Origin of the sequence: Streptococcus sp. Marseille-P7376, from assembly GCF_902460385.1 — a bacterium.
In the GTDB taxonomy this organism is placed as follows: domain Bacteria; phylum Bacillota; class Bacilli; order Lactobacillales; family Streptococcaceae; genus Streptococcus; species Streptococcus sinensis.
In genome coordinates, this window is the sequence record NZ_CABPTS010000003.1 from 60,928 (window position 1) to 82,944 (window position 22,017).

General features: G+C 45.5%; 24 protein-coding genes. 15 read left to right on the plus strand and 9 right to left on the minus strand.

The genetic code is table 11. The annotated features are described in order from the left end of the window. Positions 1-4 precede the first annotated feature (4 nt). The 8 genes from hutG to FZ952_RS02980 all read right to left on the minus strand — a co-directional run bounded on the left by hutG (position 5) and on the right by FZ952_RS02980 (position 10,178). Positions 5-994 carry a formimidoylglutamase gene (gene hutG, locus FZ952_RS02945; RefSeq protein ID WP_148880629.1) on the minus strand — a complete coding sequence of 330 codons (990 nt, stop codon included), beginning with the start codon at positions 992-994 and terminating at the stop codon, positions 5-7. Positions 995-1,136: 142 nt separating this feature from the next. Continuing rightward, positions 1,137-2,678 carry a histidine ammonia-lyase gene (gene hutH / locus FZ952_RS02950; RefSeq protein WP_148880538.1) on the minus strand — a complete coding sequence of 514 codons (1,542 nt, stop codon included), beginning with the start codon at positions 2,676-2,678 and terminating at the stop codon, positions 1,137-1,139. A 35-nt stretch (positions 2,679-2,713) separates the two neighbouring features. Next, a complete protein-coding gene (locus tag FZ952_RS02955; RefSeq protein ID WP_148880539.1) occupies positions 2,714-4,054 on the minus strand; it encodes an APC family permease in 1,341 nt (446 codons plus the stop codon). A gap of 83 nt (positions 4,055-4,137) precedes the next feature. After that, positions 4,138-4,737, minus strand: coding sequence for a HutD family protein (locus FZ952_RS02960; protein WP_148880540.1), 600 nt, complete (start codon positions 4,735-4,737; stop codon positions 4,138-4,140). A 12-nt stretch (positions 4,738-4,749) separates the two neighbouring features. Then, positions 4,750-6,423 carry a formate--tetrahydrofolate ligase gene (locus tag FZ952_RS02965; RefSeq protein ID WP_148880541.1) on the minus strand — a complete coding sequence of 558 codons (1,674 nt, stop codon included), beginning with the start codon at positions 6,421-6,423 and terminating at the stop codon, positions 4,750-4,752. Positions 6,424-6,488: 65 nt separating this feature from the next. Then, on the minus strand, positions 6,489-7,115 hold the full coding sequence (locus FZ952_RS02970) for a cyclodeaminase/cyclohydrolase family protein (protein ID WP_148880542.1): 627 nt from the start codon (positions 7,113-7,115) through the stop codon (positions 6,489-6,491). A 14-nt stretch (positions 7,116-7,129) separates the two neighbouring features. After that, positions 7,130-8,029 (minus strand): glutamate formimidoyltransferase, encoded by a 900-nt coding sequence (ftcD, locus tag FZ952_RS02975; protein WP_101771756.1) that lies wholly within the window; start codon positions 8,027-8,029, stop codon positions 7,130-7,132. Between the two features lie 118 nt (positions 8,030-8,147). Continuing rightward, complete coding sequence (locus tag FZ952_RS02980; RefSeq protein ID WP_148880543.1) at positions 8,148-10,178, minus strand: urocanate hydratase; 2,031 nt, start codon at positions 10,176-10,178, stop codon at positions 8,148-8,150. 199 nt (positions 10,179-10,377) lie between these two features. Between FZ952_RS02980 and hutI the strand changes: the two genes are divergently transcribed. From hutI to FZ952_RS03010, 7 genes are all read left to right on the plus strand, one after another. Then, the gene (gene hutI, locus FZ952_RS02985; protein ID WP_148880630.1) at positions 10,378-11,643 is read left to right on the plus strand and encodes an imidazolonepropionase; all 1,266 of its coding nucleotides are present in this window, start codon (positions 10,378-10,380) and stop codon (positions 11,641-11,643) included. A gap of 178 nt (positions 11,644-11,821) precedes the next feature. Continuing rightward, complete coding sequence (gene rpsF / locus FZ952_RS02990) at positions 11,822-12,112, plus strand: 30S ribosomal protein S6 (protein ID WP_148880544.1); 291 nt, start codon at positions 11,822-11,824, stop codon at positions 12,110-12,112. A 12-nt stretch (positions 12,113-12,124) separates the two neighbouring features. Further along, positions 12,125-12,622: a single-stranded DNA-binding protein gene (locus FZ952_RS02995; protein WP_148880545.1), complete on the plus strand. Its 498-nt coding sequence runs from the start codon at positions 12,125-12,127 to the stop codon at positions 12,620-12,622. Positions 12,623-12,654: 32 nt separating this feature from the next. Beyond that, a complete protein-coding gene (gene rpsR / locus FZ952_RS03000; RefSeq protein WP_000068664.1) occupies positions 12,655-12,894 on the plus strand; it encodes a 30S ribosomal protein S18 in 240 nt (79 codons plus the stop codon). Between the two features lie 320 nt (positions 12,895-13,214). After that, positions 13,215-13,682 carry a class I SAM-dependent methyltransferase gene (locus FZ952_RS11635; RefSeq protein ID WP_222861955.1) on the plus strand — a complete coding sequence of 156 codons (468 nt, stop codon included), beginning with the start codon at positions 13,215-13,217 and terminating at the stop codon, positions 13,680-13,682. Between the two features lie 9 nt (positions 13,683-13,691). Then, positions 13,692-14,054, plus strand: a complete 363-nt coding sequence (locus FZ952_RS11640) for a hypothetical protein (RefSeq protein WP_222861956.1) — start codon at positions 13,692-13,694, stop codon at positions 14,052-14,054. A gap of 87 nt (positions 14,055-14,141) precedes the next feature. Then, positions 14,142-15,053: a DMT family transporter gene (locus FZ952_RS03010; protein ID WP_148880546.1), complete on the plus strand. Its 912-nt coding sequence runs from the start codon at positions 14,142-14,144 to the stop codon at positions 15,051-15,053. 112 nt (positions 15,054-15,165) lie between these two features. Here FZ952_RS03010 and FZ952_RS03015 read toward each other — a convergent pair whose 3' ends face one another. Next, positions 15,166-15,792 (minus strand): TVP38/TMEM64 family protein, encoded by a 627-nt coding sequence (locus tag FZ952_RS03015; protein ID WP_148880547.1) that lies wholly within the window; start codon positions 15,790-15,792, stop codon positions 15,166-15,168. A 414-nt stretch (positions 15,793-16,206) separates the two neighbouring features. Between FZ952_RS03015 and FZ952_RS03020 the strand changes: the two genes are divergently transcribed. The 8 genes from FZ952_RS03020 (at position 16,207) to FZ952_RS03055 (ending at position 21,996) form a co-directional block, all read left to right on the plus strand. Continuing rightward, complete coding sequence (locus FZ952_RS03020) at positions 16,207-17,337, plus strand: ABC transporter ATP-binding protein (protein WP_037616069.1); 1,131 nt, start codon at positions 16,207-16,209, stop codon at positions 17,335-17,337. A 155-nt stretch (positions 17,338-17,492) separates the two neighbouring features. Beyond that, entirely contained in the window at positions 17,493-18,020 is a 528-nt protein-coding gene (locus tag FZ952_RS03025; protein WP_187423856.1) for a YqeG family HAD IIIA-type phosphatase, read from the plus strand. Positions 18,021-18,026: 6 nt separating this feature from the next. After that, complete coding sequence (yqeH, locus tag FZ952_RS03030) at positions 18,027-19,133, plus strand: ribosome biogenesis GTPase YqeH (protein WP_148880548.1); 1,107 nt, start codon at positions 18,027-18,029, stop codon at positions 19,131-19,133. Positions 19,134-19,239: 106 nt separating this feature from the next. After that, positions 19,240-19,551, plus strand: a complete 312-nt coding sequence (gene yhbY / locus FZ952_RS03035) for a ribosome assembly RNA-binding protein YhbY (protein WP_002896287.1) — start codon at positions 19,240-19,242, stop codon at positions 19,549-19,551. Positions 19,552-19,579: 28 nt separating this feature from the next. Continuing rightward, entirely contained in the window at positions 19,580-20,212 is a 633-nt protein-coding gene (locus FZ952_RS03040) for a nicotinate-nucleotide adenylyltransferase (RefSeq protein ID WP_148880549.1), read from the plus strand. Further along, positions 20,209-20,811: a bis(5'-nucleosyl)-tetraphosphatase (symmetrical) YqeK gene (yqeK, locus tag FZ952_RS03045; protein ID WP_148880550.1), complete on the plus strand. Its 603-nt coding sequence runs from the start codon at positions 20,209-20,211 to the stop codon at positions 20,809-20,811. The genes FZ952_RS03040 and yqeK overlap by 4 nt, the downstream gene beginning before the upstream one ends. A 9-nt stretch (positions 20,812-20,820) precedes the next feature. Next, positions 20,821-21,186, plus strand: a complete 366-nt coding sequence (gene rsfS, locus FZ952_RS03050; RefSeq protein ID WP_148880551.1) for a ribosome silencing factor — start codon at positions 20,821-20,823, stop codon at positions 21,184-21,186. Positions 21,187-21,261: 75 nt separating this feature from the next. Then, positions 21,262-21,996 carry a class I SAM-dependent DNA methyltransferase gene (locus FZ952_RS03055; RefSeq protein ID WP_148880552.1) on the plus strand — a complete coding sequence of 245 codons (735 nt, stop codon included), beginning with the start codon at positions 21,262-21,264 and terminating at the stop codon, positions 21,994-21,996. The last annotated feature ends 21 nt before the right edge of the window (positions 21,997-22,017 follow it).

The following is a 22,017-nucleotide window of genomic DNA, read 5'->3' on the forward strand; positions in this document are numbered from 1 at the left end:
ACGATCAGTCATGTACCTGAGCCCAAACCTGGGTCAGGTAAAAGACGAAGCTAGCGGCTAGGTTAGCCGTGTGATTGTCAATATCGTGAGGTGGAGAGACCTCCACGATGTCAAAGCCAATCAGCTTGCCTGAAGCAGCAATGTGCTGGAAGACTAAAACTGCGAGATTAGGGTCGACCCCCAGCGACTGGATAGCACTGACACCGGGAGCAGCACCGGCAGCAAAGCAGTCAATATCAATGGTCAGATAGACGTGCTCCTTGTCGGCTAGGTAGGCATCGACAATCTTGCAGATCTCCTTGTACTCCATCTTGTAGATATCCAGCCCAGTCAGAAACTGGATGGCTTTGGATCTGGCTACAAAGTCAAAGAGAAAGAGATTGTTATTGTGCTCCTGAATCCCTAAGATGAGGTAGTTAAAGACTTGCTTCTGAGCCAGAGTGTCATCGAACATCTGGCGAAAACCGGTACCAGAGTTAGGACCAGTCTGGTCATAGGGGCGCAAGTCAAAATGGGCATCCATATTGATGACGGCCAAGTCTTGGTCAGGAGCTAGCGAAGACTTGAGGCCTAGATAGTGACCATAGGCTGTTTCGTGGCCACCACCCAGAACGATAGGCCGAAGATTGAGCTCCCGCAGTCGTTTAACTGCTCGAGCCAGACTCTGCTGTAATTGCTCCAGAGAGCGGTTGGGACCATCAATATCGCCAACATCAAAGACTCGGACATTTCTGCCTAGGTGCCAAGGGAGCTTGGCCAGCTGGGACCGAACAGCCTGAGGCCCTTCGACAGCCCCCACTCGGCCGTGGTTGATATAGACTCCCTTGTCGCTTTTAAAGCCAATCAGGGCAAAGTTGATACCCTCAAAAGGTGTCAAGTTAGGGTCACTTAAGTCCAAAAACTCAATAACCATACCCCACTTGGCAGCATATAAATCATCATCCAGTCTCTTATGATAGTAGCTGTTATCTAGCTGATAGTAATCTTCTAACATGATTTTGTCCTTTTCCATAACGATACTTGCGACTTTATTATAAGAGTTTCCACCAAGCCTGTCAATGACTTTTGGCGGGAAAAGAAGCCTAGCTGAACGAGAGCGGGCTTCTTATGTTAGTTTTTTTACAGAGTCATCAGCTTTAGAACTGAATGCTCAAGTCTACAGCCTTTTCAACGGCTGCTAGGAATTCTTCGTTTTCAATCAGCTCAGAAGCCTTGTTGAGTTCTTCATAGATTTCGATATCCTTGTCAAACTCGATAAAACGGACATGCTGACGGAAGAGGTCGTAGGCTGGCCTGGTTCCCTTGCCCAGTTCATGGTTTTCTGGTTTTAGATCCAGAGCTTGGCAGGCAGCCATGATTTCTGTTGCCACGATGCGGCGAGAATTCTTGAGAATTTCAGCTGCCTTGCGTGCTGCAGTAGTTCCCATGCTGACAAAGTCTTCTTGATTTTCACAAGATGGGATAGAGTCTACGCTGGCTGGATGAGACAGAACCTTGTTTTCAGATGCGAGCGAAGCACAAGCATATTGGGTAATCATAAAGCCAGAGTTGAGTCCTGGGTGTTTGACTAAGAAGGATGGCAGCTTGCTCAGTTGACTGTTGACCAGACGTTCCACACGACGCTCGGATACATTACCGATTTCAGAAATAGCGATACCGAGGAAGTCGAATGGTTGTGCCATTGGTTCGCCGTGGAAGTTACCACCTGAGATAACATGGCCTTCCTTGGTGATGATAGGGTTGTCTGTAACAGAGTTGATTTCAATCTCAACCTTGGTTTTCACATAAGCGATAGAGTCCTTGCTGGCACCATGAATCTGCGGAATACAACGCAGGGTGTAAGGGTCTTGGACCCGTTGTTGAGTGGCTACGGTTGTGTTGCCACTGCCTTCCAGAAGGTTGCGGATATTGCGGGCTGTAGCTAGCTGACCGCTCTGAGGTCGAATGGTGTGTAAGTCTTCTTCGAAAGGACTGGTAATACCATTGTGGACTTCCATAGAAAGAGCGCCAGCGACATCTGATAGCTTAAGCAGCTGGATGGCATCATAGGTAGCCAGAGCTCCGATACCTGTCAGGACAGTCGTACCGTTAATCAGTGCCAATCCTTCCTTGGCTGCTAGAGCAATTTTTTCGATACCGGCCTTGTCCAAAGCTTCTTGTCCAGAGAGCAATTCACCTTGATAGTAAACGCGGCCCAGTCCTAGCATAGGCAGAACCATATGAGCTAGTGGTGCTAAGTCACCAGAGGCACCGAGAGAGCCTTTTTCTGGAATGTAAGGCACGACGCCTTTATTGAGCAATTCCAGGAGCTTTTCGACAGTAGAGAGCCGAATGCCAGAATAGCCCTTGACCAAGGAATTAATCCGAATTAACATAATCGCACGGACTGCATCTTCAGGCAGGGGATCGCCGTAGCCTGAGGAGTGCGTACGAATTAGGTTTTCTTGCAGTTGAGTCGTATCTTCTGGTGAGATGCTGACATTGCAGAGAGAGCCAAATCCAGTCGTAACACCATAGACTACCCGTTTTTCGCGGACGATGTCATCCACGATTTTGCGGGAAGCTTCTACAGCTTTTTTAGCATCTTGGTTGATTTCGCAAGTGGCTCCATGACGAGCCACTGCGATAACATCTTCAAGTGTTAGACTGTTTCCGTCTAAGTGAATCAATTTTGACATATAGAATCCTCCATTATGGGATAGAGCGCTTAGAGTTAGTCAGGGTTAGTAGAAAGCCGTTTTCGACCGTGCATGAGGTAGTATACTAAGCTGGCAACGGCAGCTCCAATGACACCGTAAACGACGTTCATCGGATTATCAGCTACAATCATAACCAGGCTGACAACAACAGCTAAGACTGGGATGATAGGGCCGAATGGTACACGGAAGACAACCTTCTTTTCTGGATACATTTTTCTGAGTTTCAAGACCGCCAAAGCAGTTGGAATGTATTGGAAGAAACGGAAGACCACGCTGAGGGTTGCCAATTCTTCGAATTTACCAGAGAAGAGCAGGGCGATGGCACATGCTCCAGAAATGATAATTGCTACAACAGGAGCGTTTTTAGAGTTGGTTTCTGAAATTTTCTTAGGGAGCAAGCCTTCATCTGCGATGGCTGCACCATAACGCGGTACCATGATGGATTCCCCGATATTAAGACCGGCGATTGAGATAAGGGCACCAATAGAGACAATCCAAGCACCAGCAGGGCCAATCATTGCTACGAAGGCATCTTGTACAGAAGCATCCGTCTGCATAATATGGTTACCCAGCATGGCGATGGTTCCAGCGATGATGAGCATATAAAGGACAGAAACGATACTAATGGAGCCTAGGATAGCCCGAGGCACGTTCTTTTCTGGGTTGCGCATTTCGCCGGCAACGATAGACATGGTTTCAAAGCCAATGAAGCCATAGAAGATATAAACGGCTGTGTTGGCAATAGCAGTCATGACATTGGTTCCAGGTTCAAGCTGTAGGAAAGGAGTGAAGTTTCCTTTGTCTATTCCACCTTTGATAAAGAAGATAGCACAAGCAGCAAAGGCAATGATTGGAATGAGCTTAGCTACAGTTGCAGCCAGCGTGAAAAACTTAGAGGTTTTCAAACCGGCGATATTCATCAAGCTAAGCAAGATAATCAAAGCAATACTAAGCAAACGCTCGTAAGGAGTAAAAGCCGGGAAGGTAATGACGAAGAGTCGGGCAAAGCCGGCAGCCATTGCTGACCAAGCGATGATGGTTACGACCCAGCCTAGGAAACCTACATTAAAGCCGACAAAGTTTCCAAAGGCCGCTTTGGAATATTGGAAAGCTCCGCCGTTTTTGTTAAAATAACCCGCAGTTTCTGCCAAGCAGACGGCTAGGAGAATAACGAGGAGGGCAGTTCCAAGCATGACAGCTAGAGAGGCAGGACCAAGTCCTTTATAAATCTTTTGCGGTAGGAGGAAAATTCCTGAACCGATAACGGCATTGATACCGTAGAGTGTTGCACCGGAAAAGCTGAATTTCGCTTTTTCCTGTTCTTGTTCTTGTGCAGTGAGTTTAGTTGCGTCCATAATAATGTTTCTCCTTTAGAGATATGGGATCCTTTCCAAGTAAAGATAGAATGGTGACAAGGTATCATGGTATCATGGTATCTTTACTTAGTAGGGATGTGGGTCAAACCAGCCCAAATAGCAAGGGGTGTCCCCTTTGGCTGGTTACTCGAAAACATTATATGCAGCTCAGTTTCCTGAGTCTCTTTTTCCACTATCAGAAGCTGCTCTGCCTCTAGGTTAAGCGCTGGCAGGTTTGTTCCCGTCACCGTCAGATCCTCTAAAGCATAGATAAATTGAATTTCGTCATCTCGGCTAAGCTCTTGCCCATTCGAGATGGCAATCATCTGTCCCTGATAATGGTCGTTGTAGATTAAGTTAAAGTCGGTACAAGTCCCCCGACTTGTGATAGAATCACTCCCTTCAAAGACATAGGGAGTAAAGGGAGCTAGAACCGTTTCCTCCTGCCGGCTGGCATTGTGGAGATGTAGTGTGTGGTCCAGGCTCATGAGAATGCGGTGAAAGCCGCTGAGGTCAGAAAACTGACTTTCAGCCAACTCCACAGTCGCTGTTGAGAGTCGATAGTCAAATTCCCGCTTACCATAGTGGCCAGTTGGCGGGGAAAGATAAAGCTGTTTAGTCTTTCCCCCCGACCAATCAGAAACTTGAAAATCGTTTGCTCTTAAAAGGGTTACATTTGTCATTTTTGGTATTTATTAGAACAAACCGCTGATATTGCCGTCTTTGTCAACATCAATCTTTTCGCTGGCTGGTACTTTAGGCAGTCCTGGCATGGTCATGATTGCACCAGTCAGAGCAACGATGAAGCCTGCACCAGCAGAAACTTTGAGCTGGCTGATAGTCACGACAAAGTCTTTAGGAGCGCCCAGTTTCTTAGCATCGTCTGAGAAGGAGTACTGCGTCTTAGCCATACAGATAGGATAGTTGGAGAAGCCTAGCTCTTCCAGTTGTTTGAGCTCGCGTTTAGCGGCAGGAGTCAGGCGAACGCCCTTGCCTCCATAGACCTTAGTAACAATTTTGTTCAGTTTGGTTTCAATGGAGTCCTCTTCATTATATACAAATTGGAAGTGATTGTCTCCTTCGGCCAGTTCAACGACTTTTTCAGCCAACTCTTTACCGCCGGCTCCGCCATTTGCCCAAACGTCGGAAATCACTACGTCAACTCCACGTTTTTGGCAGGCGTCATAAACTGCTTGCAATTCTGCTTCGGTATCCAGCGGGAATTTATTGATGGCAACGACTGCTGGCAGGCCATAAACATCTTGAATGTTTTCCAGATGTTTTTCTAAGTTTGGCAGACCATCTACAACGGCTTGGACATTTTCTTCAGCCAGGTCGCTCTTAGCTACACCACCATGCATCTTGAGAGCGCGGATGGTAGCAACCAGAACTACCGCCGATGGACGAAGACCAGATGTACGACACTTGATATCAATGAACTTTTCAGCACCGAGGTCGGCACCAAAACCAGCTTCTGTGACTGCATAGTCGGCATATTTGAGAGCCAGCTTGGTAGCTAGGACACTGTTACAGCCATGAGCAATGTTGGCGAAAGGTCCGCCATGAATCAAGGCTGGTGTGTGTTCCAGAGTTTGAACCAAGTTTGGATGGATAGCGTCTTTGAGCACAGCGGCCATAGCGCCACCAGCTTTCAGATCCTTAGCAGTTATTGGCTTACCTTCAAAGCTGTAGCCAATGATAATCTTTTCCAAACGGTTCTTGAGGTCGGTAATATTTTCTGACAGACAGAGAATAGCCATAACCTCAGAAGCAACTGTGATGTCAAACCCATCTTCACGTGGAACACCATTGACTTTGCCTTGCAAGCCGTCTACGATGTGGCGAAGTTGCCGGTCATTCATATCCACAGCCCGCTTCCAAGTGATGCGGCGAGAGTCGATGCCTAAGGCATTTCCATGGTGGATATGGTTGTCAATGAGGGCCGCCAGTAGGTTGTTGGCAACACCGATGGCGTGAAAGTCACCAGTGAAATGGAGGTTGATGTCTTCCATCGGCACCACCTGAGCGTGACCACCGCCAGCAGCTCCGCCTTTGATACCAAAGACAGGTCCGAGTGAAGGCTCCCGTAGAGCGATAACGGCTTTTTTACCTATAGCAGCCAGAGCATCGACCAATCCGACAGAAGTTGTCGTCTTGCCTTCTCCTGCTGGTGTCGGAGAAATAGCTGTCACGAGAATCAGTTTGCCGTCTGGTTTGTCTTTGAGGGCTTCCAGCTGGCTGGCACTGATTTTTGCCTTGTAATTTCCATAAAGAGACAAGGCATCTTCAGCAATTCCTAGCTTTTCTGCCACCTCTTTGATGGGCTTCATTTGAACCGAATTCGCAATTTCAATATCTGATAAAACCATATTGTTACCTCTTGAGAAAAGGAAGTCCATTCCTAGAAAGAGTGGACTTCTCTTCCGTTTATCTATTAGACAACTTTCAAAATTTCTTGATAAATTTCATCGGCTAGAGAGCAGCCTTTTTGTAGGAGTTCTTCCCCCTTGCTGCGGTAATCTGCGACGAATGCTTCATCCTTGACACCTGACAGGTTGATGAGGACATTGAGCCAAGCACCTTGCAGGCCAGCCTTTAGATTCAGAGCTGCCACGCCTAGGTCGCTAGCAGCATTGGTATTGGATTTGCCGACGGCCTTTTGAGTTGTTTGCAGGGCAGCCAAGATGTCTTCCATCATGCCATAAGGTGACTTGGTCGCTTCCTTGAGGGCTTGTTGCATCGCTTCACGACGGGCAGCCTTGTCTTCCTCTGTTTCCTTAGGCATATCAAAGACGGCCGAGACTAGATTAAAGGCTTCAGTGTCCTTGTCAATAGCTGCGAGCAAGCTTTCTTGTAGGCGGTCGCTTTCTGCGTGTACTTGAGCGATTTCTGCTTCAAATTCTGCGTATTTTTTCTTGCCAAGGGTCAATTCACAAACCATTTTGGTTAGGGAAATCCCGTTAGCTGCTGAAAGAGCAGCGGCAGAGCCGCCTCCTGGTGCAGGAGCATCTGAGCCTAGGACTTGGGCGAATTCTGTCAAACTTAAATCTACTAATTTCATAGGTTTCTGTCCTCCTAGCCCAGCAAATGGTTTTCCAGAACTTGCTTGCCGTAGTCAAAGTCTTCGATTTGCAGATAGTATTCAGCTGCATCAATCAAAGCCTTGGCTGGAGCCAAACCGATGACTTCTGAGCCTAGGATTCCAACTCCATAGCGCTTGGCTTCAAAGCGAACAGTTTCAAAGACGCGATAGAGCGGGAATTTTTCCAGATTGACCATGTTAATAGAAACCTGGGCAATGTTACGGTCTTCCAGCATAACGCCGATAGCTTTACAGTACTTGTAGCCACCGCTTGATCCACGGATGATTTTGGCAATATTGTTGGCAATTTCTAGATTGTCTGTATCCAAGTTGATGTTGTAGGCAATGAGCGGCATTCTAGCTCCGACAGCAGTGACACCAGCAGTTGGGTGAATCTTTCTTTCACCGTAGTCAGGTGCCCAGTCAGCTTCCAAGAGTTTTTCTGGCATGCCTTCAAACTGTCCTTTACGAACCTTGGCCAAGTTCTTACGCTCAGGACGAGTCGCTGCATCTTCATAGAGGAAGATAGGAATACCGAGCTCACGGTTGATCCGCTCAGATACAGTCTTCGCAATTTCTACGCATTCCTCACTTGTGATGTCCTTAATCGGTACAAAAGGCAGGACATCAGTTGCGCCCATACGAGGGTGTTCGCCCTGGTGCTTGGTCAAGTCAATATTTTCAGAAGCATATTTGACCAAACGGAAAGCAACTTCCTGAATATTTTGGTCATCACCGACCAAGGTAAAGACGCTGCGGTTGTGGCTGGCATCAGAAGAGTGGTCCAAAAGTGTCACTCCTGGCACGCTCTTAGCTGTTTCCACTAAACCGTCAATGACCGCTTGGTTGCGGCCTTCAGAAAAGTTAGGAATACATTCAACAATTTTTGCCATAAGATATTACCTCGTGATATCAATAATTTTAATTTATAATATGAACTTAATAAAGCAGAACCTCCTCCTGAGCTAGGCTGAGCCCAGCCCAGGTTGGAAGTGGGGAGACAAGTTTTTCCTATTCGAACAATTTCTTAACAGATTCTTTGACTAAATCTTCATCAGTTAAGTACGGAATAGTGATGTGGTCTGTTCCTTCATGGAGACGGTTGTACTCGATAGCTGTTTCGATAGCATGCTCATTGCGAGCCCAGTTACGACGTGCAACTCCGCCGATGGTATCCCAAGCGATAGCAGATTTGATGATTTCATCAATGCGTTCGCTGCCGTCCAGTACCAAGCCAAAACCACCGTTGATAGACTTACCGATACCAGTTCCACCACCGTTGTGGAGAGCTACCAAACTCATACCACGGGCTGCATTACCAGCGTAACATTGAACCGCCATGTCGCAGGTTACATTAGAACCATCCTTAATATTAGAAGTTTCACGGAATGGAGAGTCCGTACCAGATACGTCGTGGTGGTCACGGCCGATCATGACAGGGCCAATCTTGCCTTCGCGTACTAATTCATTGAACTTTAGGGCGATATTGACGCGTCCCATACAGTCTTGGTAGAGAATGCGAGCCTGAGTTCCAACAACCAACTGGTTCTTTTCTGCATCACGGATCCAGTTGTAGTTGTCGCGGTCTTGGTAGCGGCGGTTAGGGTCGATTACTTCCATAGCTGCATGGTCAGTAGCGACTAGATCTTCATGCTTACCGCTCAGACATACCCAACGGAAAGGACCATAACCATAGTCAAAGAGCATTGGGCCCATGATATCTTCTACATAAGATGGCCAGATGAAGCCGTCTTTGTCGTCAAAGCCGTTCTTAGAAATTTCCTTGATGCCAGAGTCATAGACTGCTTTCATAAAGGCATTACCGTAGTCAAAGAAGTAGGTACCGTTGCTAGTTAAGGTCTTGATTGCCTTGAAGTGACGTTCCAATGTTTCATCAACCAACTTAGCAAAGGTTTCCTTGTCTTCAGCTAGGAGGCGTGTCCGTTCTTCAAAGCTGATACCAGCCGGGCAGTAGCCACCGTCATAGACATTGTGGCAAGAAGTTTGGTCAGACAGCAGATCTACATGGATATTGTTCTCGTTGACATATTCCAAGAGGTCTACGATGTTACCATGATAGGCGATAGAAGTTGATTCGCCAGCTTCCAGAGCTTTTTGAGCCAAGTCGATAGCTTCTTTCGGACTTTCAGCCAATTGGCTAATCCAGCCTTGGGAGTGACGAGTTTCAATCCGAGAATAGTCTACCTCTGCCACGATTGCTACAGCTTTAGCAATTTCGGCTGCTTTCCCTTGAGCTCCACTCATGCCGCCCAGACCAGAAGAGATGAAGAGTTTACCAGTCAGGTCGCCATCATCAGCTACACCTAGTTTCAAGCGTCCAGCATTGAGGAGAGTGTTGAAAGTACCATGGACGATACCTTGAGGGCCGATGTACATCCAGCCGCCGGCTGTCATTTGACCATAGTTAGTCACGCCCATTTCTTCTGCAATTTCCCAGTCCTTCATGTTGTCGTACTCACCGACTAAGAGGCCGTTGGTGATGATAACACGAGGAGCTTCTGGTTTGGACTTGAAGAGTCCAAGAGGATGGCCAGATTCCACGACCAAGGTTTGGTGGTCGGTCATGACTTCTAAGTATTTCATGATTAGATTGTACTGCATCCAGTTGGCGCAGACAGAACCAGTTTCTCCATAAGTGACTAATTCATAAGGATAAAGAGCGATTTCAAAGCTCAGGTTGTTGTCAATCATAACCTGCATAGCTTTGGCTGCAGTACAGTTTCCTTTGTACTCGTCAATTGGTTTACCGTAGATGCGTTCTTTTGGCCGCCAGCGGTAGCCATAAATCCGTCCGCGAGTTTTCAATTCTTCTAAAAATTCAGGTATCACTTCTTCGTGGAATTTCTTAGGAATATAGCGAAGGGCATTTTTAAGAGCAATTTCGGTCTGAGCTTGCGTCAAACGGAAGCCCCGGTCAGGTGCTCGGCGGATGCCTTCTTGGAAAACCGTTTTTTCAGGTAGTACATCGTCTAATTTGACGGTCATTGCTGCTGCAATTTCATTTTCGCTAAAGTATGACATGAAAAATCCTCCTTTTAGTCAAGTGTAAAATATCTTTCTCCTATATTCTATAAGACTCCCGTCCATAAAGAGTCAAGAAAATGACAAAAACAGTAAAAAAAGCGGGGCTCCTATCTTTTACAAGCTTTTGACTATAATTTGACGATAGTGTATTATGATGAAAAGCAAGTATGTTGGAAAACGAAACGGAGGAACAAGCATGACTGCTGATTTACTATTAACTCACTTTAATCAAGTATTCTGTCCCAAGGATCTCGGACATCCCCTTTTTGGTGCAGAGATGAAAGAAGCTCAGGTCTTAAAAGACGGCTATATTGCAGTCAAAGACGGCAAAATCCTAGCAGTCGGCAGCGGTGAGCCGGATGCCAGCTTGGTTGGACCAGAGACCCAGATCAAGTCTTTTGAAGGAAAGATCGCTACACCTGGTTTGATTGATTGCCACACCCACTTAGTGTACGGCGGCAGCCGGGAGCATGAGTTTGCTAAGAAGCTAGCTGGTGTTTCTTATCTAGATATTCTTGCCCAAGGCGGCGGGATTCTCAGTACGGTTCGGGCAACTCGAGAAGCTTCTTTTGACACTCTCTACGATAAGTCTAAGAGGCTACTGGACTATATGCTGCTACATGGGGTGACGACTGTTGAGGCCAAGAGTGGCTATGGTTTGGACTGGGAAACAGAGAAGCGCCAGCTAGATGTCGTTGGGGCTCTGGACCGTGACCATGATATTGATTTAGTTTCGACCTTTATGGCTGCCCACGCCGTTCCACCAGAATACAAGGGACGCTCTCAGGAATATCTGGAGCTCATCGTCGAGGAAATGCTGCCTCGGGTAAAGGCAGAAAATCTAGCTGAATTCTGTGATATTTTCTGTGAAAAAGGCGTCTTTACAGCTGACGAGTCACGTTACCTGCTTTCTAAAGCTAAGGAAATGGGCTTCAAGCTCCGCATCCATGCTGATGAAATCGAGTCTATCGGTGGAGTAGATGTCGCAGCTGAGCTGGGAGCAACGAGTGCAGAGCATCTGATGATGGCGACTGATGAAGGCATCCGCAAGATGGCAGAAGCCAAGGTTATCGGGAATCTTCTGCCAGCAACGACCTTCAGTCTGATGGAAGATACCTATGCGCCAGCTCGCAAGATGCTGGAGGCTGGCATGGCTATTACCTTGACCACCGACAGTAATCCGGGCTCCTGCCCAACGGCCAACCTGCAGTTTGTGATGCAGCTAGGATGCTTTATGATGCGCCTGACACCGGTGGAAGTTCTAAATGCTGTAACCATCAATGCTGCCTACTCAGTCAACCGCCAAGATAAGATTGGTAGCTTTGACACTGGCAAGCAGGCCGACATCACCATCTTGGATGCCAAGAATATCGACTACCCACTTTATTTCTTTGCTACCAACCTGACCCATCAGGTCTACAAGACTGGAAAACTAGTTGTCGACCAAGGTCGGATTGTCTAATCACTATACAATCGAATCGTATTTTTCGGACTCTCTCTGGTGACAGGGAGAGTTTTATCAATCTCAAAAATTTCTCTTGCTATTCCTCTGAAAGTCTGTTATAATTATTATTTGTGAGCAAACCTCACTTACCCCTTGCAAAGTCTCGGGGTCATTAGACCAAAAGGAGGAAAAATCAATGGCAAAATACGAAATTCTTTATATTATTCGTCCAAACATTGAAGAAGAAGCTAAAAACGCTTTGGTAGCACGCTTTGACTCTATCTTGACTGACAACGGTGCAACTGTTGTTGAATCAAAAGACTGGGAAAAACGTCGTCTTGCATACGAAATCCAAGATTTCCGTGAAGGACTTTACCACATCGTGAACGTTGAAGCAAACGAAGACGTAGCTCTTAAAGAGTTTGACCGTCTTTCAAAAATCAACACTGACATTCTTCGTCACATGATCGTCAAACTTGACGCTTAAGAAGGTAGACTCATGATTAATAACGTTGTACTTGTGGGTCGGATGACCCGAGATGCCGAGCTTCGCTATACTCCGCAAAATCAAGCGGTCGCAACCTTTACTCTGGCTGTCAATCGCAACTTTAAGAACCAAAGTGGCGAGCGCGAAGCAGATTTTATCAATGTTGTCATCTGGCGTCAGCAGGCAGAAAATCTTGCAAATTGGGCTAAAAAAGGAGCCCTGATCGGAATTACAGGCCGTATTCAAACGCGTAACTACGAAAATCAGCAAGGTCAGCGTGTTTATGTTACAGAAGTCGTAGCGGACAATTTCCAGCTTCTGGAAAGCCGAGCTAGCCGCGAAGGTCAGTCTTCAGGTGGGTATGGCAGCAATAGCTTCGGCGGGAATTCTGCACCAAGCTATGGTAACGCTGGTTCGTTGTCTAACCAAGTACCAAACTTTTCTCGTGATGAAAGTCCTTTTGGCAACTCAAATCCAATGGACATCTCAGATGATGATCTGCCTTTCTAAGGGAAAAACTAGAATAATAAAGGAGAAAGAATATGGCTCAACAACGTCGTGGCGGATTCAAACGCCGTAAAAAAGTTGATTACATCGCAGCAAACAAGATTGAATATGTTGATTACAAAGATACTGAGCTTCTTAGCCGTTTCGTTTCAGAACGTGGGAAAATCCTTCCTCGTCGTGTAACTGGAACTTCAGCTAAAAACCAACGTAAAGTAACAACAGCTATCAAACGCGCTCGCGTAATGGCTTTGATGCCTTTCGTAAATGAAGACTAATTGAAACGAAACAGTTTATTTATACTGTAGATAGAGCCGGAAGATGAATTCTTACGGCTTTTTTGCTGCAAAGAATTTCGCATTAATAAAGGCTTGTGATCCTCGGAGTATCATGGAAAGTAGAAAAGGCTGCTTAGAAGTGGTATAATAATTTCCGACGAATCCTACTTATATAAGGAAGGGAGAAGGGAAATGTGGAAACTTTGAAGCCAATGTCTTGTCATGAAGCTTCTGAGGAGAGCATGAACCTCTGCCATCACCTTCGAACAATAACTAAATGTAGAGTAGCATTAGTCTAAATAAGTGCAATTGGTATTTATATGACATTAGAAAAGATAGTTATCGAGAAAAATACAGTTCAAGAAACGTTGATTATTCCTTTGTATGGAAGAAAAATGTGTTCTGAAAAATTTCCTGCCCTTTATAGAGATGAATTTGCGCAGACATTATGCCAGAGATTAGACTATGATTTTTCCCAACTGGAGAAAAAGAGAAATTCCTTCTTTTATGAATTTGGTGCTCTAGAAGCTGCTATGCGGCAATTAGACATGATGTGGGAGATTCAGCATTACTTGAAAAAGTATCCAGAAGCGACGGTAGTAAACCTTGGCTGTGGTCTGGATGAGACGGGCAAAGCATGTGATAATGGCTTGTGTCACATCGTAAATATTGATCTTCCAGATGTTATATCTGTTCGCAAGCAGTTAATGAAAGAGCATGAGCGAGAAACGACTATTTCTTGTGACTTAAAAGATTATTCCTGGATGGATAGGATTGATGCTTCTTAAGGAATTATTTTGCTGGCTGCTGGCGTTTTTCACTATTTCCCCCAAAATGAAGTCAAGAAGCTGGTTATTGAACTTTCCGAAAGGTATCTGGGTGGCTGTTTAGTGTTTGACAGTGTAGGGAAGCTAGGCTTAAAGTTAATGATGTCAAAAATATTAAAAAATATGGCTATGCCGCATGTCAGTGGGCTTTTCTATGTCAACAATCCGCAGAAGGAGTTGAACTGGTCGGACAGAATAAAAGTGACTTCAAAAGCTTATATGCTGGGGTACTACAATATGAAAACTCCAGGTATTCATTTTTTACATCGCCTACTGGCAAAGCTGGTTGATCAAGGACTGCAATTGTCTATTAATCGCATGGATTTCGACTAGAGAAATAGCTCCTCAAAATATAGTCAATTCGGTCGTTTTGGCCGAATTTTTGTGTTACAATTTTAGGATGAAAAGGAGATATTTGGGATGTCAAATACAACAAAAGGAACGATTTTGACCTTGATTGCCGGAATTGCTTGGGGGCTGTCGGGAACCAGCGGTCAATATTTGATGGAACAGGGTTTTCCAGTCTTAGTCCTGACTAATATTCGGCTCTTGCTGGCTGGTGGGCTCTTATTGGGGTATTTGTTTGTGACAGACAGGGAGAAGCTAAAGGGCATGCTGAGGGACAAACAGACGCTGGGGTCCATTTTGCTTTTTGCTTTGTTCGGTCTTCTGCTGAATCAGTTTTCTTATTTAAAGTCTATTTCCGAAAGCAATGCTGGAACAGCTACAGTTTTGCAGTATGTCTGTCCAGTTGGGATTTTGGCTTATACTTGTATCAAAGACCGAGTGGCTCCAACTCTGACAGAACTTTTATCCATCATTTTAGCAATCGGCGGAACATTCTTGATAGCGACACATGGCCAGTTAAATCAGCTGACAGTTACGCCGGCAGGCCTTTTCTGGGGGCTTTTTGCAGCTTTTACCTATGCTTTATATATTCTAATTCCGATTCAGCTGATTAAGACTTGGGGCAGTATTCCGGTCATCGGAATTGGGATGATGATGGCAGGAAGTGCGCTGACACCTTTTAGTGGTTTACTGCATTTTCACTGGAAATTATCAATGGAAGTCTATTTGTCCTTAGCGGGCATTATCTTGATTGGTACGATTCTTGCTTATACTTTATTTCTTAAAGGGGCTAGTTTGGTTGGTCCGGTAAAATCCAGTCTGCTGGCAGCTGTTGAGCCGATATCAGCAGTTTTTTTTGCTTTTGCGATTATGCATGAGCGTTTTTATCTGATTGATTTTGCAGGCATGGCCATGATATTAATTGCTGTTCTATTGATTTCTCTTAAAGATCTGGTTTTAGAAAAGAAAAAAGGTCTCTTATAAAGCAAATAACGAACAAATTCGAATGGTTTTTCATCCCCAAACAGAATTTGCTCGTTGTTTTTTTGTACTCTTTAAGGTTTACTAAATTATTCTAGAAATTCTTTGGCTGGGTTTATTTTGATAGCAACTGCCAAAAAAAGTCAATGATATAGGTCAGTCCGTAGGTATAAATGACAAGGGTGAAGGGCTTGCAGATGAGAATAATAGTCATATAGCGCTTAAAACTCATCTTGGTCAGAGCCGCCAGCATACAGAGAAAATCTGCGGGACTGATGGGCCAAATCATCATGAAAATAAAGAAGCGGTCAAAGCGATTGCCCTTATCTAGCCAGCCAATGTATTTGTCGTAGGTGCGCTTGCTGACGACAGATTGGACAAAGGCGGGACCATAGGTGCGGGCTAGGTAAAAGATAATCGCGCAGCCGATGACAATGCCGACATAATTATAAATGGTTCCTACGATATGACCGTAGATAAAGACACCGGCAACTGAGGTCAGCGCTCCGGGAATAACGGGCACAACTGTCTGCAGAATCTGCAAGAAAATAAAGAGGGGCGGCCCCCAGACTCCAGCCTGCTGGATAAAGGCAGACAGGGTTTCTTTGGATTTCAGAATACCAGCAAAATATGCCCAAATGCAGAAAACAAGGGTACCAACAGCACCAATAATAGACGACCAGTTGATGATTTTTTGCAAACAAGGAGAGACCGTCGTCATCCTTTTGTTTTTCCCTGACATAAATTCCTCCGGCACTGTTTTTAAGGTGGGTTATCCAGTATTTATCATGAAATAAATATAATTTACTTTCTAATCATATTTTATCATATTTTAAAAGAATGTAAATTTCAGAAATTTTTAAAAAGAGTTGTAAAGATACTTTTTTAAACTAGATTTAAAAGCTACAAAGTTATTTTCGCTTTGTTAGCCGAAGGGGCATATATTTTCATGTCGAAAGTGGGTTGAATGAGTAGTAGACAGGCATTTTTTTCTTCCTTTAAGCTGGCTTTAAAAATTATTTTAAAAAATTGTGCAAACGTTTGAATAAATACTTGAAATAATCTTTAAAAAAGGATATAATGTCATTATGAAAGCGCTTTGAAACGCTTGGATGTTTCAGAGGCAATTATTTTTATATAAAATAAAGGGGAACTTATGGTTGAGTTAAATCTGAAAAACATTTATAAGAAGTATCCAAACAGTGAGCACTATTCTGTTGAAGACTTTAATTTGGACATCAAGGACAAGGAATTTATCGTCTTTGTCGGTCCGTCAGGATGCGGGAAATCCACAACGTTGCGCATGATTGCAGGTCTTGAGGACATCACAGAAGGAACAGCTTCGATTGATGGCAAGGTTGTCAACGATGTCGCACCGAAAGACCGCGATATTGCCATGGTCTTCCAGAACTACGCCCTCTATCCGCACATGACGGTGTATGACAATATGGCTTTCGGACTGAAACTGCGCAAGTACAGCAAAGAAGATATTGATAGACGTGTGCAAGAAGCGGCTGAAATCCTTGGTTTGAAGGAATTCTTGGAGCGTAAACCAGCAGACCTTTCTGGTGGTCAACGTCAGCGTGTTGCCATGGGTCGTGCCATCGTGCGTGATGCAAAGGTTTTCCTAATGGACGAGCCTTTGTCAAACTTGGATGCTAAATTGCGGGTATCTATGCGAGCTGAGATTGCCAAGATTCACCGCCGTATCGGAGCAACCACCATCTACGTTACCCACGACCAAACAGAAGCTATGACGCTTGCGGATCGCATTGTTATCATGTCTGCAACCAAGAACCCTGCGGGAACTGGAACGATTGGTCGAGTGGAGCAAATCGGTAGCCCACAGGAAGTTTACAACAATCCAGTCAACAAGTTTGTGGCCGGTTTCATCGGTAGCCCAGCTATGAACTTCATCACGGTTACACTCAATGGCGATGAAATTACTGCCGATGGTTTGTGCTTGAAAGTGCCAGAAGGAACTCTGAAAGTTCTGCGTGAGAAGGGCTACGACGGCAAGAAATTGATCTTCGGTATTCGTCCAGAAGACATCAATACCGAACCTGCCTTCTTAGAGACTTTCCCAGACTCTGTCGTACATGCGACAATTTCTGTTTCTGAGCTCTTAGGTTCTGAGTCTCACCTTTACTGCCAAGTTGGCGACAGCGAGTTTATCGCGCGTGTAGATGCTCGTGATTACCTGCAGACAGGTGCGGGTATTGACCTTGGCTTTGACCTGAACAAGGCGCATTTCTTCGATTTCGAAACAGAGAAGACAGTTTATTAAAACACGCTAAAACAGCTACTGGAAAGTGGCTGTTTTTTTGGATTGGTAGAGTAAGGTAAGGCAAATGCTGATTTTTCATAAATGGATAAACTCAGTGGTGCAAAAAACAGTTATTTTTGCTATAATAATGAGAATACGAATGTTTGGAGAGAGATGTGGCGATTGAAGATTATATGCCAGACTTTGCGGTCGAGGCAGTTTACGATTTGACAGTAGAGAGTTTGAAAAGACAGGGTATCAAAGCGGTTTTGGTGGATTTGGATAACACCCTGATTGCTTGGAATAATCCTGATGGAACCCCAGAGATGAAGAAGTGGCTCCATGATTTGCGGGATGCTGGCATTCGGATTATCGTGGTGTCCAATAATAACCAAAAACGGGTCAAGCGGGCTGTTGAAAAGTTTGAAATTGACTATATCTACTGGGCCATGAAACCCTTCACTTGGGGCATTGACCGGGCGCTCAAGCTTTTTCATTTTGAAAAAAATGAAGTGGTCATGGTGGGGGACCAGCTCATGACGGATATTCGGGCTGCTCATCGGGCCGGGATTCGTTCGATTTTGGTCAAACCGCTGGTCGAGCATGACTCTATCAAGACCCAGATCAATCGGGCGCGTGAACGCCGTGTGCTCAAGAAAATCACTGAAAAATACGGCCCAATTCAATACAAAAAAGGAATTTAAGAAAGAATGGAAGAACTTCTCTGTATCGGCTGCGGAGCCACTATTCAGACAGAAGACAAGAGCCAGCTAGGCTACACGCCCCAGTCAGCTCTAGAAAAAGGCTTGGAGACAGGCGAACTCTATTGCCAGCGCTGTTTCCGCCTGCGCCATTATAATGAAATCAGCGATGTCCAGCTGACGGATGATGACTTTCTGCGACTTCTGCATGAGGTTGGAGATAGCGATGCTTTGGTCGTCAATGTTGTCGATATTTTTGATTTTAATGGGTCGGTCATTCCTGGCCTGCCTCGATTTGTCGCAGGAAATGACGTTCTCTTAGTCGGGAACAAAAAGGATATTCTGCCTAAGTCGGTCAAGGATAGCAAGGTGACCCAATGGCTGACGGAGCGAGCTCACGAAGAAGGCCTGCGTCCAGTTGATGTCATTCTGACCTCTGCTCAAAACAAGCAGGCAATCAAGGTTTTGATTGACAAAATCGAGCATTGCCGCAAGGGACGTGATGTGTATGTGGTCGGCGTGACCAATGTGGGCAAGTCCACTTTGATTAACGCCATCATTCAGGAAATCACGGGTGATAAGGATGTCATTACGACTTCGCGCTTTCCAGGCACGACTCTGGATAAAATCGAGATTCCTTTGGCGGATGGCAGTCATATCTATGATACACCGGGCATCATCCATCGTCATCAAATGGCTCACTATCTTTCTGCTAAGAATCTCAAATATGTCAGCCCCAAAAAGGAAATTAAGCCCAAAACCTACCAGCTCAATCCAGAGCAAACTCTCTTTTTGGGTGGTTTAGGTCGTTTCGACTTTGTGGCAGGCGACAAGCAGGGATTCACAGCTTATTTTGACAATGAGCTCAAGCTCCACCGGACTAAGTTGGAAGGTGCCAGCGACTTTTATGACAAGCATGTCGGCAGTCTCTTGGTGCCGCCAGTTGGCAAGGAAAAAGAAGAATTTCCAGCCTTGGTCAAACATGAATTTACCATCAAGGACAAGACAGATATCGTCTTCTCTGGTCTGGGCTGGATTCGTGTCAGTGGTCCTGCCCGCGTAGTCGGCTGGGCGCCAGAGGGTGTGGCGGTTGTCACTCGGAAAGCTATTATATAATACTCAAGAAACAAAGGGGAACAAATCCCCTTAAAATAAGGAAGGAAAAGGCCATGAACAGTGGGGAAAAAGTAGGTCCCAACTGTCTCAAGCCTTATAGAAGAACATGACACTAACATCAAAACAACGCGCCTTTCTCAACAGTCAGGCACATAGTCTCAAACCTATCATTCAGATAGGGAAAAATGGACTCAATGACCAAATCAAAACCAGCGTCCGTCAGGCACTGGATGCGCGAGAACTGATTAAGGTCACGCTCTTGCAGAATACGGATGAAAATATTCACGAGGTCGCTGAGATTCTGGAAGAAGAAATCGGAGTGGATACGGTACAGAAAATCGGCCGGATCTTGATTCTCTACAAGCAGTCCAGCAAGAAAGAAAATCGCAAACTCTCTGTTAAAGTCAAGCAAATTTAAGGAAAAATTTCTGTGGAGATGTCAGCCTATGGCTATTGAATTACTGACCCCCTTTACTAAGGTGGATTTAGAACCAGAAGTTAAAGATAAGAAACGCAAGCAGATTGGCATTTTAGGCGGGAATTTCAACCCTGTCCACCATGCTCATTTGGTCGTGGCGGATCAAGTCCGCCAACAGTTGGGCTTGGATCAGGTTCTACTCATGCCAGAGTACGAGCCACCTCATATGGATAAGAAAGAAACCATCGATGAAAAGCATCGGCTAAAGATGCTGGAGCTGGCTATCGAGGGTATTGAAGGTTTAGGGATTGAAACCATTGAACTGGAGCGCAAGGGAATCAGTTACAGCTACGACACCATGAAGCTGCTGACGGAGCAGCATCCAGATACAGATTATTACTTTATCATCGGTGCGGATATGGTGGATTATCTGCCTAAGTGGTACCGGATTGATGAGTTGGTTGAGCTGGTTCAGTTTGTCGGTGTTCAGCGGCCGCGCTACAAGGCGGGGACTTCTTACCCTGTCATCTGGGTGGATGTGCCGCTTATGGATATTTCCTCCAGTATGGTACGGGATTTTCTGGCTCAGGGCCGGACTCCTAATTTCCTGCTGCCTCAGCCAGTCTTAGACTATATCGAGAAAGAAGGGCTTTACCTATGACCTATGAAAGCTATATCAGTATGGGCCGTGAGACCTTGCTGGCTAAGATGGAAACAGTCATGCCCGAGAAACGCCTGCGGCATTGTCTAGGTGTGGAAAAAGCGGCGCGTGAATTAGCGGAGCGCTTCGGTCTTGATGTCGAAAAAGCAGGTCTGGCAGGGCTTCTACATGACTATGCTAAAAAGGTCTCGGATGAGGAATTTCTGGCCTTGATTGACAAATACCAGCTGGATCCTGAGCTGAAAAACTGGGGCAATAATGTCTGGCATGGTATGGTGGGCATTTACAAGATTCAGGAAGACCTAGGCATCGAAGATGCAGAGATCCTGCGAGCCATTGAGATTCATACAGTGGGCAGTAGCACCATGTCTGAGCTGGACAAGGTGGTCTATGTCGCTGACTACATTGAGCACAACCGGGACTTTCCGGGAGTGGACAAGGCTAGAGAGCTGGCTCAGCAGTCGCTAAATCTAGCTGTGGCCTATGAAACAGCAAGGACGGTGGAGCATCTAGCCCATAAGGGGATGTCTATCTATCCCCAGACCTTGGAGACCTACAATGCCTTTGTAGGATATTTGAAGGAAATAAAAGAAAATTAAAGAGGAACTATGAAAGAACAAGAATTATTGGAACTGGTCGTGAAGGCGGCCGATGAAAAACGTGCAGAAGATATTGTGGCCTTGGATTTGCAAGGACTGACTACGGTAACAGACTACTTTGTTATCGTTAGCTCTATGAACAGCCGTCAGCTGGATGCGGTGGCTGGAAATATCCGTGAGAAAGCTGCAGCGGCTGGAGTTTCTGCTGGTCATGTTGAGGGCGACGCAGCAGGTGGCTGGGTGCTCTTAGACTTGGGCGGCATCGTTGTCCATGTTTTTTCTGAGGAAATGCGAGCGCATTACAATCTGGAAAAACTCTGGCACGAAGCGACAGGCGTGGATGTTGCGGCCTTATTGGAAGAAAAAAACAAGTGATTTTTTGCCCTTAGGCAAGAAAGCAGAATTCGGCTCAGTCAGCCTGCTGGCTGGGCTATTTTTGAAAGGAAAAGTATGGCAACTTATGAAACCTTCGCATCGGTTTACGATGCGATTATGGATGATTCTTTGTATGAGAAGTGGACGGATTTCAGCTTACGTCATTTTCCCAAGGATAAGAAAAAGCTGCTGGAGTTGGCCTGTGGTACGGGCATTCAGTCTATTTATTTTAAGCAGGCGGGTTTCGAGGTGACAGGGCTGGATCTGAGTCAGGAAATGCTGGATTTGGCAGAGAAGCGCAGCAGAGAGGCCGGTTTGGACATTCCCTTTATCCAGGGCAATATGCTGGATTTGAGTGGCGTCGGTCAGTTTGATTTGGTGACTTGTTATTCGGACTCGATTTGCTATATGGAGGACGAAGTCGATGTCGGTCAGGTGTTTACTGAGGTTTACCAGCATCTAAATGAGGGCGGTCGCTTTATCTTTGACGTGCACTCGATTTACCAGATTGACGAGGTCTTTCCAGGCTATTCTTATCATGAAAATGCTGAAACCTTTGCCATGGTCTGGGATTCTTATGCGGACGAACCGCCTCATTCTATCGTGCATGAGCTGACCTTCTTTGTCCAAGATGAGGATGGTCGCTTCACGCGCCATGATGAGGTGCATGAGGAGCGGACCTATGAGATTCTGACCTATGATATCTTGCTGGAGCAGGCTGGCTTTAAGAATGTCAAGGTTTACGCGGACTTTGAAGACCAAGCACCGAAAAAGGAAAGCAAACGTTGGTTTTTTGTGTGTGAGAAGTAAATCAAATATTGTTAATCTTAT

Bases quoted from the DNA above. Each gene is read 5' to 3' on its own strand.
- hutG (WP_148880629.1), bottom strand. From the start codon at position 994: ATGTTAGAAGATTACTATCAGCTAGATAACAGCTACTATCATAAGAGA.
- hutH (WP_148880538.1), bottom strand. From the start codon at position 2,678: ATGTCAAAATTGATTCACTTAGACGGAAACAGTCTAACACTTGAAGAT.
- FZ952_RS02955 (WP_148880539.1), bottom strand. From the start codon at position 4,054: ATGGACGCAACTAAACTCACTGCACAAGAACAAGAACAGGAAAAAGCG.
- FZ952_RS02960 (WP_148880540.1), bottom strand. From the start codon at position 4,737: ATGACAAATGTAACCCTTTTAAGAGCAAACGATTTTCAAGTTTCTGAT.
- FZ952_RS02965 (WP_148880541.1), bottom strand. From the start codon at position 6,423: ATGGTTTTATCAGATATTGAAATTGCGAATTCGGTTCAAATGAAGCCC.
- FZ952_RS02970 (WP_148880542.1), bottom strand. From the start codon at position 7,115: ATGAAATTAGTAGATTTAAGTTTGACAGAATTCGCCCAAGTCCTAGGC.
- ftcD (WP_101771756.1), bottom strand. From the start codon at position 8,029: ATGGCAAAAATTGTTGAATGTATTCCTAACTTTTCTGAAGGCCGCAAC.
- FZ952_RS02980 (WP_148880543.1), bottom strand. From the start codon at position 10,178: ATGTCATACTTTAGCGAAAATGAAATTGCAGCAGCAATGACCGTCAAA.
- hutI (WP_148880630.1), top strand. From the start codon at position 10,378: ATGACTGCTGATTTACTATTAACTCACTTTAATCAAGTATTCTGTCCC.
- rpsF (WP_148880544.1), top strand. From the start codon at position 11,822: ATGGCAAAATACGAAATTCTTTATATTATTCGTCCAAACATTGAAGAA.
- FZ952_RS02995 (WP_148880545.1), top strand. From the start codon at position 12,125: ATGATTAATAACGTTGTACTTGTGGGTCGGATGACCCGAGATGCCGAG.
- rpsR (WP_000068664.1), top strand. From the start codon at position 12,655: ATGGCTCAACAACGTCGTGGCGGATTCAAACGCCGTAAAAAAGTTGAT.
- FZ952_RS11635 (WP_222861955.1), top strand. From the start codon at position 13,215: ATGACATTAGAAAAGATAGTTATCGAGAAAAATACAGTTCAAGAAACG.
- FZ952_RS03010 (WP_148880546.1), top strand. From the start codon at position 14,142: ATGTCAAATACAACAAAAGGAACGATTTTGACCTTGATTGCCGGAATT.
- FZ952_RS03015 (WP_148880547.1), bottom strand. From the start codon at position 15,792: ATGTCAGGGAAAAACAAAAGGATGACGACGGTCTCTCCTTGTTTGCAA.
- FZ952_RS03020 (WP_037616069.1), top strand. From the start codon at position 16,207: ATGGTTGAGTTAAATCTGAAAAACATTTATAAGAAGTATCCAAACAGT.
- yqeH (WP_148880548.1), top strand. From the start codon at position 18,027: ATGGAAGAACTTCTCTGTATCGGCTGCGGAGCCACTATTCAGACAGAA.
- yhbY (WP_002896287.1), top strand. From the start codon at position 19,240: ATGACACTAACATCAAAACAACGCGCCTTTCTCAACAGTCAGGCACAT.
- FZ952_RS03040 (WP_148880549.1), top strand. From the start codon at position 19,580: ATGGCTATTGAATTACTGACCCCCTTTACTAAGGTGGATTTAGAACCA.
- yqeK (WP_148880550.1), top strand. From the start codon at position 20,209: ATGACCTATGAAAGCTATATCAGTATGGGCCGTGAGACCTTGCTGGCT.
- rsfS (WP_148880551.1), top strand. From the start codon at position 20,821: ATGAAAGAACAAGAATTATTGGAACTGGTCGTGAAGGCGGCCGATGAA.
- FZ952_RS03055 (WP_148880552.1), top strand. From the start codon at position 21,262: ATGGCAACTTATGAAACCTTCGCATCGGTTTACGATGCGATTATGGAT.